Genomic DNA, 12,898 nt, shown 5'->3' with positions numbered 1-12,898 from the left:
CTGGTCCGTACTCGGAGAGCATCTGATCCCGCCGTTCGCTCGGCAGGTCCCCACCACACCCGGCGACCGCGAAGCCACAGGCGACATACGTTGACTCGACATCCCACGGGCCCTGGACTCTCCGGTGGACCTGCGCGCGCTGCGGACCAGTTACCTGTGCTGATCGACGGCTCGGCGGTTCACGCCTGGAACTCGGTGAGATCGATGGCGTGCACACGCAGCGGGTAGCCGTACACCGGGTGTGCCGTCTCCCGCTCGGGCACCATGCCGAGCTTGCGGATGACGTTCTCGGAGGCGTTGTCACCCACCCGGTTGATGCTGATGAGGCGGTCCAGGCCGCGGTCCTGGAGAGCGAACTCCAGCGTGGCGTGGGCGGCCTCGGACGCGTATCCCTGGCCCCAGAACTGTGAGCCGATCCGCCAGCTGATCGCGACGGCGGGCATCACCTCCGGCAGGAACTCGGGCACGGACAGTCCCGTGAAGCCGATCAGTTCGCCCGAGGCCAGCAGCTCGACGGCGAAGAGCCCGAAGCCCTCCTCGTCCCACTCCTCCTCCCACCGCTCGATGTCCTCGGCCGTGTGGTCCAGGTCGCGCACCGAGCCGTCGTCGATCCAGCGCATGACCCGTGGGTCGGCGTTGATGTCCGCCATCGGTGCGAGGTCGTCGTCGTGCCAGTCGCGGAGGAGGAGACGGGGGGTGCGGATCTCGGTCATGCGCCCATCCTGCCGAAAGCAGGCGCCGCATCGGTAATCCGGCGCCAGACGGGGCGGTGGATCACCCCCGGTGGCCGCGCGGCCACCGGGTCCGGACACGGCCAGGCCGACGGCCCGTCACCCAGCAGGCCCGGCGGGACGCACGCGTGCCGTTCACGACGCAGAACTGTCGGCTGACCCTGCGAGTTCGGGCACCGGCACCGCGCGGAACTGCAGCCGGGCCTACTCCGAGGGCTCACGCAGGCGCACGGCGAGGGCGGCGATGTCGTCGTCGAGGCGTCCTCTGCTGTAGTCGAGGAGGTCGCGGTGCAAAGCCGTGAGCAGCTCATGGGGTGGCGTCGGGGGCTGTCGGCGCATCCAGGCCGCCAGCGGGAAGAACTCTCCGTCGTGGGCGCGGGCCTCGGCGACCCCGTCGGTGTAGAGAAGCAACAGGTCGCCTGGGGCGAAGTCGAAGGTGTCGACGGTGTAGTGATCGCCGATCAGCTCCGCGAGGTTGAGCAGAGGCGAGGGGGTGGTGGGTTCAAGGGCACGGAGTTCCCCGCGGTGCAGGAGCAGCGGCGGGGGGTGTCCGCAGTTGAGGATCTCGATACGTCTGCCTTCGTGCGGGATCTCGACGAGAAGGGCGGTGGCGAAGCGCTCCATCGGCCCTTCGGGGGGAAAGGCGGCGTTGTACCGGGTGCTGCTGGCGTCCAGCCTGCGCGCGACGCTGACGATGTCGGCCTCGCCGTAGGCCGCCTCCCGGAAGGCGTTGACGATCGCCGCGGCCGCTCCCACGGCCGGCAGGCCCTTGCCCCGCACATCACCGATGAGCAGCCTGACCCCGTAGCGCGTGTCGACCACCTCGTAGAAGTCCCCGCCGATACGGGCCTCCGCCGCGGCCGCGAGATACAGGGACTCGACCTCGACGCTCCCGAAGCGGCGCGGCATGGGACTCAGCACCACCTGCTGCGCCGCGTCGGCGACGAGCCGCACCTGGAAGAGGGTCCGCTCCCGCTGGAGCCGGACATGGCTCCCGTACGCGGCCGCCACGGTGACCGCGATGATCCCCGCAGCCGTCCACCACGTCCCCAGACCGGGGAACACGAGGCTGAGACCGATCATCAGAAAGAGGCAGACCGTTCCCAGCAGGATGGTGGGGAGCACCGGCCACATGGCGGCGGCGAGGGCCGGCGCCGCGGGCAGGAGGCGGCTGAAGGCCATCTCCGGAGGCGTGGCGTACGCCAGGCTGGCGATGACGACGGTCAGGATGACCGGCGACAGCCGCACGAAACTCCCCCGGCCGTAGCTGCGACGGAGCCGCGGCCGTCCAGACTCGATCACACTTCACAGAATATCTACGCAAGGGGGGCATAGCGCTCTGGCGGATCAGAGGTCGTCCTCCGCTGGAGCATCTGTCGGTCACCGCAGAGCCGGTGCGGGCGCTCCGCCGGGCCGTCCGCGGCCGGTGCGGGCGCTCCGTCGGGCCGTCCGCGGCCGGTGCCGCCGCTGTGTCACCGACTGAGCTCGGGGAGGGGCTGTTCGGTCCAGATGGACTTGCCGGTGCGGGTGTGGCGGGTGCCCCAGCGCTCGCAGAGTGCGGAGATGAGCTGCAGGCCGCGGCCGCCCTCGTCGGTGGCGGAGGTGTGGCGGATGTGCGGCGTGGTCAGGCTGGCGTCGGAGACCTCGCAGATCAGTGCGCGGCTGCGGAGCATGCGCAGCCGGATGGGGCCGCAGGCGTGCCGCACGACGTTTCCGACCAGTTCGCTGACCAGGAGTTCGGTGGTCATGACCAGGTCCTCGTCGGCCAGGTCCCAGTCGTCGAGCTGGGCGCGGACCAGCTCGCGGGCCTGGCTCGCCGCCATCGGGTCCTCCGGCAGCGGCCACTCGGCGATGTTCTGCGCGTCCAGCGGGTGGGTGCGGGCCAGCAGCAGGGCGGCGTCATCGCTCAGCGCGCCGTGGGCGGGCAGGAGCGCGGAGGTGAGGGCGGCGCAGAGAGCGTCCAGGTCGGACGCGTCGGCCGGGGAGGCCGGCATGGCGTTCACGGACCGCGAGAGGAGCTCGGCGAGGTGGCTCATGCCCGTGGTGACGTCCCTGGCCTTGCTCTCGACCAGGCCGTCGCTGTAGAGGGCGAGCAGGCTGCCGGCCGGCAGCAGGGTCTCGCGGGTTTCGAAGGGCGGAGCGGCCACCCCCAGGGGCGGGTCCGGGGCCATGGACAGGAAGGTGACGGTGCCGTCGGGGTGGGCGACCGCGGGGGGCGGCTGGCCGGCGCTCGCGTACGACAGAAGCCGGGTCACCGGGTCGTAGACGCCGTACAGGCAGGTCGCGAAGGCATCGGTGCCCAGCTCGCCGACGATGTCGTTGAGGTGGTCGAGGATCTCGTCGGGTGGCAGCTCCAGCTCCGAGAGGGTGCGGACGGCCGTGCGGAGCCCGCCCATGGTGGCGGCCTCGGCCATGCCGTGGCCCATGACGTCGCCGATCACGAGCGCCACCCGGGCCGCGGAGAGCGGGATCACGTCGTACCAGTCGCCGCCGACGTCGGCTCCCTGTTTGGCCGGCTGGTAGCGCGCCGCGGTCGTCACCTCGGGCAGCTCGGGCAGTGCCTGCGGCAGCAGACTGCGCTGGAGGGTGCGGGCCCGGGTCGTCGCCTCGTCGTAGAGCCCGGCCCGTTCCAGGGCCTGTGCGATGAGTCCGCTGAGCGCGGTCAGCAGCGTTCGTTCGTCATCGTCCAGCACCCGCGGCCGGCCGAAGGAGATCACCGCGGCGCCGATCCCGCGCCCGGAGACAGCCAGGGGGAGAAAGGCCCACGCCTGCTTGCCGTCCTCCCGTACCAGGATTTTCGTTGCCGGGTAACGCTGCAGGAACTCCTCCGGAGAGGAGATGCAGAGGGGGGTGCGGGTTCGCAGGGCGTCCCCCACCGGGTTCGAGGTGTCCCCCACGGTCCACTCGCCGTCCAGCAGCCGGGTGAAGCGTTCCGCGTATCCCCGGGAGCCGACCACGGTCAGCCGGTCGCCGACGGCACCGAGCATGATGAGTCCGGTGGCCCCCAGGGGTGTCATCACGCCGTCGGCCACCGCCGCCATCACGTCCTGGGCCGTGACGGCCTCCGCCAGCTCCCGTGTGATCCGCTGCACCAGGGCCGCCCGCTCCTCGGCCGCCCGCTCCGCGGATGCGCGCTCGGCCTCGCGCAGATGCCGCTCGGTGGTGTCGGTGATGTAGAGCGTGAGGCCTTCCGGTACCGGCACCAGCCGCAGGTGGTACCAGAACGTCCCGTCCGGCCCCGGTACGTCGAATCCGGCCGGCCGGCCCTCGGCCGCCGTGGCCCGGCAGCGTTCCTCCAGCCCCGGTACGGCACGTACCGCGGGAAGGTCCCAGAGCACTGCTCCGGCGACATCCCCCGCGGCGCCCAGGAGCCGCTCGGCGGCCTGGTTGAGGAATCCGATGCGCCAGTCCGTGTCCAGGGAGACGAAGCCGTCGCTCATGTGCCGCAGGGCCCGCCCCACCGACTCGGCGGCGGCGTGCGTCTCGCTGCTGTCCCGGAGGGTGCCGATCACCTTGACCGGCGTCCCCTCCTCGTTCGTGACCGTCCGGGCACGGGCCTCGATCCAGAGGTACGTGCCGTCCTGGCGCCGTACGCGGTACTCGTTCTGGAAGCCGCCGCGCAGCTGGATGCCCGTGTCGAAACCGGCTACCGCCCTCGGCAGGTCGTCCGGGTGGATCAGCTCCGCCCACGCTTCGATGCCGCCGGTCATCACCGCGGGATCGATGCCGGCCAGCACCTCCTCGACGGGCCGGTCGGAGGTCAGCTCGCCGGTGCGCAGGTCCCAGGTGTACGTGAGGGAGGGCACCCCTTCCACGTCCCACGCGGGTGCGGTCTTGCGCGGCCCCGGACCGTTCTCCAGGGCGCGCAGCAGGGCGGGGGACGGGTTGAGGATCCCGGACGACCGGAGCCTGCCGGACATCCAGGCCGCCACCTCGTTCAGGAACGCGCACTCCGCGGCCCCGGGCTCGTCACCCCGGGCGAAGAGGACGGACAGCGCGCCGCGGCGCCGGCCGCCGCCCGGAACGGGGACGGCCAGGTGACCCATCCCGGCGGGCAGCCGGGAAGGCCACAGGGCGGCGGGGTCCCGGCCGGGCACCGGGTCGGGCGGGGCCAGGTCGGGCTGCCAGGCGATGGTGTCGTCGCGGGCGGCCGTGCTGGGCGGCGCCGTGCCCCGTGCCGGGATGATCAGCCAGGGCCGGGTCATCGACTCCGGCAGGCCGCTGTCGGCGACCAGGTAGAGGATGCCGCTCATGCCACCGCCGGGGAGATGCACCATGCCGCCCAGACCCTGCACCTCGGCCACGGCCTGCTGGAGCGCGGTCAGCAGCACCTCGACATCGTGCCGGTCCTCGTCCACGGCGTCGAGCAGCCGCATCCGCATGCGGTGGCGTTCCAAGGGGCGCAGGGTCTGTATGGTCCGCAGTCCTCGCGGCTGGTGCAGCGGACGGGGAGTGGGGGGCGTGGACGAGCCGATGTCATGCGCATCGCTTCCTCTGGTGTTCACCACGGCCGACTCTCGCCTCCGCTCATCGCTCGGCTGTTCACTGGGCTGGATGTGATCGCATACGGACCGTGTGATCCATATCGGTCTAATACATCCTAATCCGAATGAATTTCGGCGATTTAACCCCGCTCTTACAGGTTTCCGCAATAGATCGACCGTATGTGGCGTCGACTCACTCTCTGTCGCCGTTGAGGCCTCATGGGCAGAGCAATACCAGCTGACACAGCCCCTGCCATTGATCAGGCACTTCCAAGTCACCTTCGACTGCGCGGAACCCGAGCGCGTGGCTCGCTTCTGGTGCGAGGTGCCGGGGTACGTCATCTCGCCGCCGCAGGGACCAACGGGGCGCAGCTGCTGACCCATTCGGTCAGCGGCGTCCCGCCCCGTGAGGCCTGCGGGACTACGAAACGCTGATCGAGGTCGAGGAGTACGGCCCCTGGACCGACCAGTTCTGGCGCCGGCGGACACCTCGCACCTGACGACGCCAGGCAGGGCCCCGTCGTACGGCGGCTACTCGGCCGGCCAGATGACGAACGAGGGGAAGGCGTGTCGGCCCGGCCGGGCGCCGGTCTCGTCGAGCGCGGCGCGGATCTCGTGCAGGTGAGCGGTGGTCATCTGGAGGGGTGGCTCGTCGGGCTGGTAGGTGGTGCGCACCGGGTAGTCCACGCCCGGTGCGTTGGTCATCTCGATATGGCAGCCCAGAACGTGGGTGACCGGTCGGCGTTCGGAGAACTCGATCAAGCGGTCGATGGTCCGGGCGAAGGCGGACCGGTCCTGGACGTAGAGCCGGCCGGGATAGACCGTGTCGCCGGTGAGCAGGAACCCGGCCCACGGGTCGTAGAACGTGACCGCCGCCTCGTGGTGCCCCGGGGTGGCGAGGCACTCGACCACGCGGCCTCCCAGATCGACGCGTGCCACACCGGTGGGATCCTCGTCGAATCCGAAGTAGCTCCAGGCGGTGGCGAGGTCGGCGCCGACCAGCGTGGTGCGGGGGCGGTCGGCGAACTGGCCGTCGCCCGCGATGTGGTCGCCGTGCGGGTGGGTGTGCAGCACCAGCAGGTGGTACCCCTGCCGGGGGTTTCGGGTGAGCCAGCCGTCGATGAGCTCGTCGACCACCCGGCGCAGGGGGAAGAACGCGGCGGAAGCGGTGGCGCCGGTGTCGATCAACACCGCCCGGGCGTTTCCGAACAGCAGGAACAGGAACGGCGCCTCGTAGTCGATCGCCATGTTCTGCCGCAGGATGTACGTGTGCTCGTCGTACGCGTGGACCTGGATGTCCGGGTCGGTGTTGTGCTTGGCCGACGGCGAGCCGTGGATCCAGCGGACGTCCAGCCCGCGGGACGGGGGAACCCGGCCGGCGAAGTCGATGCAAGCGCTGCCCGTGTCCATGACGCCTCCACGAGTGCGTCGTCTTGGCGGGCCGGGTACGGCGCACATCTCGTCCGGGGCAGGCACCTGTGCGCCTCCGCGGTGACGCTACCACGGCGCTGACCGGCCCCTCTCCTCGTCCGAAGGCGCCGGCCGGCCTGGCCGCGGATGCCGCCGGCGGTGCGGTTCAGCTGCTCTGCCGGTAGTTCATGAACCAGTGGGTGTCGAAGAAACAGGCCATCGTGAACGGGTGGTGCGGGTCGGTGAGGATGCGGCAGACGAACTCCGCGGTCTGGCAGTCGAAGGGCACGTCCTCGCCGTCGCAGGACCGGATCACCACGGGCCAGTGGTCGGGGTCGTCGCCGTCGGCCCTCCAGCAGTACAGGTTCTCGTGCTCCGTGCTCGCCCAGACGAACAGGCCGTCCTCCCGGAAATCCGTCCACGGCACCTGGTTCAGGTCCAGGAATCCGTCGAAGGCACCCTTGCCGAACGTCTCGACCATGCGCTTGTAGTCGCTCGGCAGCGCGGTGCCCAGGCGGGACTCCGCCTCCGCCCAGTCCACGTCGGGCCGCTGGGCGGGCTGGGTCCACCCGGTGATCCGGACGAGCCGCTCCGTCCAGTCGACGTCCTCGTCCGAAGCGACCGCCGAGGATGCGGGCACCTCCGCGGGCACCTCCCGGTGAGCCACCACCAGCACCGGCCGCACGATCCCCTCCGCGTCCCGCGCCGTACCCGTACCGACCCACTGGTCCCCGTACGCCCACGCCCGTATGGTCACGGCCCGGTCCTCGAAGGGGACGAGGAGGGCCGCGCCCCTGGACTCGTCGGCCGTCGGATCGGTGAAGCCGTCGAGGACGAGGGTGCGCGAGGCGCCGTACCTGCCGCCGAGCAGGTCGGTCAGTTCCTGCAGATCCAGGTCGCCGGGCAGGTACATCCAGTCGTTCACCGGGCCGAGCCGGGCCAGCAGGTCGCTGACGTTCGCTTGGGTGAGCTCCATGGCGGACAGTAGAGCGGACCGCACCGACAACGGCCGGACCGTCCTGCGAGCGACCATCACGACTCCGCGACCGCCGGGACCGTCACGCGCCCTGCGGCGGACGGCACTCCTGGTGAGAGTCGGTCCGGGCGGCATCCGGGTGGGACGGATTCCAGAGCCGGTCGGCCTCACCGCGGGCGACATGCTCCTCGTAGATCCTCACCTTGTACCGCATCACGGCCAGGCTCTCCTGCAACTCCCGGATCCGCCCCTCCACATGGCTTTCGTGGCGGCGCAGCAGCTCCAGCCGCTCATGCTCGTTGCCCGGGCCCTGCCGGACCAGCTCGATGTACTGCCTGATCATCGCCAGTGGCATGCCGGAGGAGCGCAGCTTCGTGCAGATCGCCAGCCATTCCAGATCTTCCTCGTGATAGATCCGACGGCCGTTGGACAGGCGGCGCACCGGGTTGGCGAACAGGCCCTCCCGCTCGTAGAACCGCAGGGCGTGAACGCTCAGCCCACTGCGCTCCGCCACCTCACCGATGCTCAGATCCATGAGCGACCCCCGTCACACAGCGCTTGATCTAGACCCGACTCTAGCTTCTAGCGTCGAGCTGTTGGCCCATCAGGCGATCGGAACTCGGGAGAGCAATGAGCGTGTGGTTTGTCACCGGTGCGGCGCGTGGACTCGGCGCGGAGATCACCCGTGAGGCGCTGGAGCGGGGGCACAGCGTGGTCGCCACGGCGAGGGACGTGTCGGCGGTGCTCCGGGCCTACCCGCGGAAGCCGGAGGGGCTGCTGGCGGTGAAGGCGGACGTGACCGAGCCGGAGCAGTTGACGGCCGCGGTGGAGGCCGCTCTGGCGGAGTTCGGCCGGATCGACGTCGTGGTCAACAACGCCGGCTACGGCCTCGTGGGCGCGATCGAGGAGGCTTCCGACAAGGCTGTCCGGGATCTGTTCGACGTCAACGTGTTCGGCGTGCTCAACACGTTGCGGGCGACCCTGCCGACGTTGCGGGCCCAGCGATCGGGACATGTCGTGAACATCGGCTCCGTGGGCGGCTTCGCCACCGCTCCGGCCGTGGGCCTGTACGGGGCCTCGAAATTCGCCCTCGAGGGCATCTCCGAGGCGCTGCACGGCGAACTCGCACCGCTGGGCGTCCGCGTCACGATCGTGGAGCCGGGCGGGTTTCGCACGGACTTCCTCAACAGCTCCAGCATCCAGGTCGAACCGGCCTCCATCGCGGACTACGATGCCGGCGCCGGGCCGGTGCGCGAGGCACTGGCCGGGAACGACGGCCGTCAGCCGGGAGATCCGGCGAAGGGGGCCAGGGCCATCGTCGACGTCACCGAGGTCGCCGAGCCCCCGCTGCGCCTGCAGTTGGGCGCGGACGCGGTGGAGCGCGTCGAGGCGAAGCTGGATCTGGTGCGCCGTGAACTCGACGAGTGGCGGCACGTGGCGCTGTCCACCACCGTCTGAGTCTCAGCCCGCGGTCCTGGTCCTGATGAGCGGCGCGTCCCGGCGTGAACTCCCGGAACCCGACGCCGTGGTAGAGCCCGCGCGCCTCGGGATGACCCGGCACGCCGAGGCAGGCGACCGTCGTGTGCGTGGCCCCGGCCGCGCGTGCCAGAGGCATCCCGTGCAGAAGCATCGCCCTGGCCGGCCCCAGCCGCCGGTGGTCGGGATGCGTGCCGGCCGGCTCGAACTCGGCGGTGCTGTTCACCTCGTCGAGCCACATGATCGTCGAGGATGCCGACGTCCCGTCCGGCGCTTCGACCAGGAGGTGCAGGTCGCCGCGGTACGACGCCGTCCGCAGCGGCGGCCGAGGAGGGACACGGTGCAGGCGGTCGGGGAACGGGCGGCGCGGGCTGCCGCCCCGGACGACGGCTGTGACGGGTCTCGCCGTCCGGGCCGGCTCTTCGCGGATCGGGCGGTGCGTCAGGAGACGTTGACCGCGCTCCAGGCCGCCGCCACGGTGGCGTACTCCCGGCTGGTGGCGCCGTAGAGGTCCTTGGCCGCGTTCAGAGTCGCGGTGCGGGCGCCCTTGTAGTCCGTGGTGGAGGTCATGTAGACGGTCAGCGCCCGGTACCAGATGGCGGAGGCCTTCTGGTTGCCGATGCCGGTGACGGTGGAGCCGTTGCAGGTGGGGCTGTTGTAGGAGACCCCGTTGATGGTCTTGGCGCCGCTGCCCTCGCTCGCGAGGTAGAACCAGTGGTTGCCGACGCCCGAGGAGTAGTGCACGTCGAGGCGGCCCACCGACTTCGACCAGCAGTCGGCGGAGCGGCCGTCCAGGGACGGCTTGTCGAAGCGGCGCAGCCACGGCGGGGTGGACTGGTCGCTGAAGAGGTAGTCGGGGGTGTCGACCGGGTTGTCGGCGTACCACTCGACCATGGTGCCGAGGATGTCGCTGGTGGCCTCGTTCAGGCCGCCGGACTCACCGCTGTAGCGGAGGTTGGCGGTGGCCGAGGTGACGCCGTGGGTCATCTCGTGGCCCATGGTGTCGAGGTCGACCTGCTCGGGGTCGGTGGTGCCGTCGCCGTCGCCGGTCATCATGCAGAAGCAGGAGTCCGACCACTGGGCGTTGTCCCAGTTGGTGCCGACGTGGACGAAGACGGTGGCGCCGCGGCCGTCGTTCTTGATGCCGTTGCGGCCGAAGGTCGTCTTGTAGTAGTCGAACGTCTCGGCGGTGTTGGCGTGCGCGTCGACGGCGGCGGTGGCGCGGTCGGTGGAGAACTTCCTCCCGTCGCCCCAGATGTCGTCGGCGTCGGTGAACACGGTGCCGGAGGAGCTCTTCAGGGACGAGGACGACAGGTTGTGCGCGTCCTTGGTGATGTGGCCGCGCACCGGGTCGATCAGGGCGAAGGTGCCGTCGGCCTGCTGGGTGGTGTCGATGGAGATGTCACCGGTGTACTCGGAGTGGCCGGTGCCGGTCGCCTCGCGCTCGGCGGAGTAGTGCTCGATCGCCGCGCCGGTGGTGGCGTCGGTGACGAAGACCTCGCCGTGCGGCTGGCCCTTGTCGCCCACGCCCTGCACGGTGGTGCGCCAGGCCAGCCGGGGGGTGCCGTCGGCGGCCCACACGATCAGCTGGGGCGAGGATGTGGCCTTGTGCACCGACCCGCGCGAGCGCTTGAGGGCACTGGCTGCGGTGCCCTTGGCACCGACGGCGGGAGTGACGGAACCGACCGCCACCCGGTGGGCCTTGGCGCGGGTGGATCCCTTGAGCGAGCCGTCGGCCTTCTGGTGGACGACGAAGTCGCCGCCCACGACGGGGAGGCCGCGGTAGGTCCGTTCGAAGCGCACGTGCTGGGTGCCGTCGGCGTCGACGACGACGTCCTTCACTCTGAGTCTCTGGCCCGGGCCGAAGCCGAAGATGTCGGCGTGCCGGGTCACGTTGGCCTTGGCGTGGGATATCGCCGTGTCGCGGACGGAGGTTCCGCGCACCGCACGGGTCTGCGAGTGCGCGGGTACGGCCATCGCACCCGTGGTGAGGGCACCGGCGGCGACCACCGCGGAAAGGGCGAGAAGGGGACGGGGCATGACGGGGTGATTCCTTCGCTCGTCGTGGGGTGACGACGTCCTGAGACGTTGACGCGAAGTGTTCAACAGGTGACATGTCCCTGACGTGACTTCATCTGGGCTATAACGACGGAGCTATAGGGCGGGGGGAGCCGCGGCCCGTCCGGTCACCCGCGCTCGCCGAGGGCGAACCCCCGGCCTCCGTCCTCCCACCAGGCCAGGTACTGCGGCCGCTGTCGCACCAGCGACAGATATCCGGCCAGCAGACGCTCGCACGCCGCGTCGGCGAGCTCGGGCGGAACCGAGTCCCTGTTCCAGGCCAGCAGCAGCCGCCGGTGGAAGGGCACGCCCACGAGCGGCCGCTGCACGGTGCCCTGGGCCGCGACATCGGCGGTCGGCCACACGCCGCAGACGGCACGCCGGCCGGCGACCAGGATCTGCGCCACGGACAGATCCGGCGTCACATGGGCGATGCGCGGAGTGAATCCCGCCGACTGGCAGGTGAGATGGAGGTACGCGTGCACACCGCTCTCGTCGGCCTCCGGCATGACCCAGTCCTCGCCCGCCAGCTCGGCGAGGCTGACCGTCTCCTGGCGCGCCAGCGGGTGGTCCTCGGGGAGCAGGACGAAGACCGGCTCGCGCAGCAGGGTGCGCGTCGCCACCGACTCGCCGGCCGGAAGGGGGAATCCGGGGAACTCGCCGTACACCGCGATGTCGCATTTCGCCAGGCCCAGTGCCTTCACCAGGGTGTGCACGGAGCGGCGGGCGTCTATGGTGAGCCGTCGCTCCGGGACGAGTTCGAAGAGCGCGGAGACCAGCAGGGACATCAGGGAGCCGGCGGTTCCGCCCGCCCGCAGCGGGGCGGTGGCCTGTCTGTCCGTCTCGGCCGCCGAGCGCGCGTGCTCGCGCAGCCGGTCGAAGCCGACGACGAGGTCACGGGCGCAGCGCAGGACGTACTGGCCGTTCTCGTTCGGCTTCACCCCGTCGGCGCCGCGGACGAAGAGCGGGCCGCCGAGCTCGTGTTCGATCCGCTTCAGCTGAGCGCTCGTGGCCGGCTGGGAGAGCTGCAGCCGTGCGGCGGCCTTGCGGATGCTGCCGGCCTCCGCGACGGTGAGCAGGATACGGAGGTGCCGGAACTCGAGGTGCATGACCATTCCCCGCTCAGCGCGGGGGCACCCGAACCCCCGTGACCAGCAGAACACGTTGCCCGACGGCAGTGGTGATCAAGGGTGTGCCGGGCCTGTGCGGGCGGCAACCACGGAACGGTAAAACCTCGGGTTCCGAGCCGGACATACCGGTGCCCGGTGCCGCTCGGGCAGCCGGGAGAGGGGACCGCGTTCCGCGCGGTGATCATGTCCTGGGGCCACGCCTTCCAACGGGTGAAACCGGGCGTGCGGTGAGCGGCGGCCGATGCGGCACGGGAAGCCCCTCTGGGTACCGGACACGTCAACGGTCAGGGAGCCCCCGATGCCGAAGTTCCTCATCCAGGCCACCTACACACCCGAGGGCGCGAAGGGGCTGCTCGAAGAAGGCGCGAGCGGCCGCCGCGCGGCCGTCGACCAGGTCGTCGCCGGCCTCGGCGGTCAGGTCGAGGCCGTGTACTTCGCCTTCGGGGAGGACGACATCGTGCTCATCGTCGACTTCCCCGACCCGGTGTCCATGGCCGCTGTCAGCCTCACCGTGAAGGCCAGCGGCGCCCTCACCACCCGGGCCACACCCCTGCTCACCCTCGACGAGGTCGACGAGGCCGCCCGCCGCCGGGTGCCCTTCCGCGCACCCGGCCGGTAGACCCCCCGAGCCCC

10 protein-coding genes, 1 pseudogene and 1 riboswitch are annotated in these 12,898 nt (G+C 70.9%); of the genes and pseudogenes, 3 read left to right on the top strand and 8 right to left on the bottom strand.

Annotated elements, in window-relative coordinates; all coding sequences use genetic code 11:
• Positions 1–179: 179 nt before the first annotated feature.
• From IO33_RS0132135 to IO33_RS0132125, 3 genes are all read right to left on the bottom strand, one after another.
• Positions 180–713 (bottom strand): GNAT family N-acetyltransferase, encoded by a 534-nt coding sequence (locus IO33_RS0132135; RefSeq protein ID WP_031171514.1) that lies wholly within the window; start codon positions 711–713, stop codon positions 180–182.
• Positions 714–935: 222 nt separating this feature from the next.
• Positions 936–2,033, bottom strand: coding sequence for a PP2C family protein-serine/threonine phosphatase (locus IO33_RS0132130; RefSeq protein ID WP_031171511.1), 1,098 nt, complete (start codon positions 2,031–2,033; stop codon positions 936–938).
• A 170-nt stretch (positions 2,034–2,203) separates the two neighbouring features.
• Positions 2,204–5,128: a SpoIIE family protein phosphatase gene (locus tag IO33_RS0132125; protein WP_245235936.1), complete on the bottom strand. Its 2,925-nt coding sequence runs from the start codon at positions 5,126–5,128 to the stop codon at positions 2,204–2,206.
• A gap of 337 nt (positions 5,129–5,465) precedes the next feature.
• Here IO33_RS0132125 and IO33_RS50640 point away from each other — a divergent pair.
• A pseudogene (locus tag IO33_RS50640) lies at positions 5,466–5,567 on the top strand (VOC family protein); the annotation flags it as partial.
• A gap of 179 nt (positions 5,568–5,746) precedes the next feature.
• Here IO33_RS50640 and IO33_RS0132120 read toward each other — a convergent pair.
• The 3 genes from IO33_RS0132120 to IO33_RS0132110 all read right to left on the bottom strand — a co-directional run bounded on the left by IO33_RS0132120 (position 5,747) and on the right by IO33_RS0132110 (position 8,136).
• Positions 5,747–6,625 (bottom strand): MBL fold metallo-hydrolase, encoded by an 879-nt coding sequence (locus IO33_RS0132120; protein WP_031171507.1) that lies wholly within the window; start codon positions 6,623–6,625, stop codon positions 5,747–5,749.
• Between the two features lie 12 nt (positions 6,626–6,637).
• Positions 6,638–6,705, bottom strand: a riboswitch (guanidine-III (ykkC-III) riboswitch).
• Positions 6,706–6,791: 86 nt separating this feature from the next.
• Positions 6,792–7,601, bottom strand: a complete 810-nt coding sequence (locus tag IO33_RS0132115) for an SMI1/KNR4 family protein (protein WP_031171505.1) — start codon at positions 7,599–7,601, stop codon at positions 6,792–6,794.
• Positions 7,602–7,683: 82 nt separating this feature from the next.
• On the bottom strand, positions 7,684–8,136 hold the full coding sequence (locus tag IO33_RS0132110) for a MerR family transcriptional regulator (RefSeq protein WP_037686506.1): 453 nt from the start codon (positions 8,134–8,136) through the stop codon (positions 7,684–7,686).
• A 95-nt stretch (positions 8,137–8,231) separates the two neighbouring features.
• Here IO33_RS0132110 and IO33_RS0132105 point away from each other — a divergent pair, with 95 nt between their 5' ends.
• Positions 8,232–9,059 (top strand): oxidoreductase, encoded by an 828-nt coding sequence (locus tag IO33_RS0132105; RefSeq protein WP_031171501.1) that lies wholly within the window; start codon positions 8,232–8,234, stop codon positions 9,057–9,059.
• A gap of 459 nt (positions 9,060–9,518) precedes the next feature.
• Here the strand turns inward: IO33_RS0132105 and IO33_RS0132100 are convergent, their stop codons facing one another.
• Both IO33_RS0132100 and IO33_RS0132095 read right to left on the bottom strand, forming a co-directional pair.
• Positions 9,519–11,117 (bottom strand): M4 family metallopeptidase, encoded by a 1,599-nt coding sequence (locus tag IO33_RS0132100; protein ID WP_031171499.1) that lies wholly within the window; start codon positions 11,115–11,117, stop codon positions 9,519–9,521.
• Positions 11,118–11,263: 146 nt separating this feature from the next.
• Positions 11,264–12,244 (bottom strand): LysR family transcriptional regulator, encoded by a 981-nt coding sequence (locus IO33_RS0132095; RefSeq protein WP_167349487.1) that lies wholly within the window; start codon positions 12,242–12,244, stop codon positions 11,264–11,266.
• A gap of 319 nt (positions 12,245–12,563) precedes the next feature.
• On the opposite strand from IO33_RS0132095, the gene IO33_RS0132090 reads away from it, so the two are divergent.
• A complete protein-coding gene (locus tag IO33_RS0132090; protein ID WP_031171496.1) occupies positions 12,564–12,884 on the top strand; it encodes a GYD domain-containing protein in 321 nt (106 codons plus the stop codon).
• The last annotated feature ends 14 nt before the right edge of the window (positions 12,885–12,898 follow it).

The sequence above is a fragment of the Streptomyces durhamensis genome, from assembly GCF_000725475.1.
GTDB lineage: Bacteria > Actinomycetota > Actinomycetes > Streptomycetales > Streptomycetaceae > Streptomyces > Streptomyces filipinensis.
Note: the sequence above shows the minus strand (reverse complement) of the source record. Positions and strands in the feature narration are given on the sequence as shown.

What these genes read in the sequence shown, in the direction of transcription:
- IO33_RS0132095 (WP_167349487.1), bottom strand. Translation starts at nt 12,244, where the DNA reads ATGCACCTCGAGTTCCGGCACCTCCGTATCCTGCTCACCGTCGCGGAG.
- IO33_RS0132105 (WP_031171501.1), top strand. Translation starts at nt 8,232, where the DNA reads ATGAGCGTGTGGTTTGTCACCGGTGCGGCGCGTGGACTCGGCGCGGAG.
- IO33_RS0132100 (WP_031171499.1), bottom strand. Translation starts at nt 11,117, where the DNA reads ATGCCCCGTCCCCTTCTCGCCCTTTCCGCGGTGGTCGCCGCCGGTGCC.
- IO33_RS0132135 (WP_031171514.1), bottom strand. Translation starts at nt 713, where the DNA reads ATGACCGAGATCCGCACCCCCCGTCTCCTCCTCCGCGACTGGCACGAC.
- IO33_RS0132110 (WP_037686506.1), bottom strand. Translation starts at nt 8,136, where the DNA reads ATGGATCTGAGCATCGGTGAGGTGGCGGAGCGCAGTGGGCTGAGCGTT.
- IO33_RS0132115 (WP_031171505.1), bottom strand. Translation starts at nt 7,601, where the DNA reads ATGGAGCTCACCCAAGCGAACGTCAGCGACCTGCTGGCCCGGCTCGGC.
- IO33_RS0132090 (WP_031171496.1), top strand. Translation starts at nt 12,564, where the DNA reads ATGCCGAAGTTCCTCATCCAGGCCACCTACACACCCGAGGGCGCGAAG.
- IO33_RS0132120 (WP_031171507.1), bottom strand. Translation starts at nt 6,625, where the DNA reads ATGGACACGGGCAGCGCTTGCATCGACTTCGCCGGCCGGGTTCCCCCG.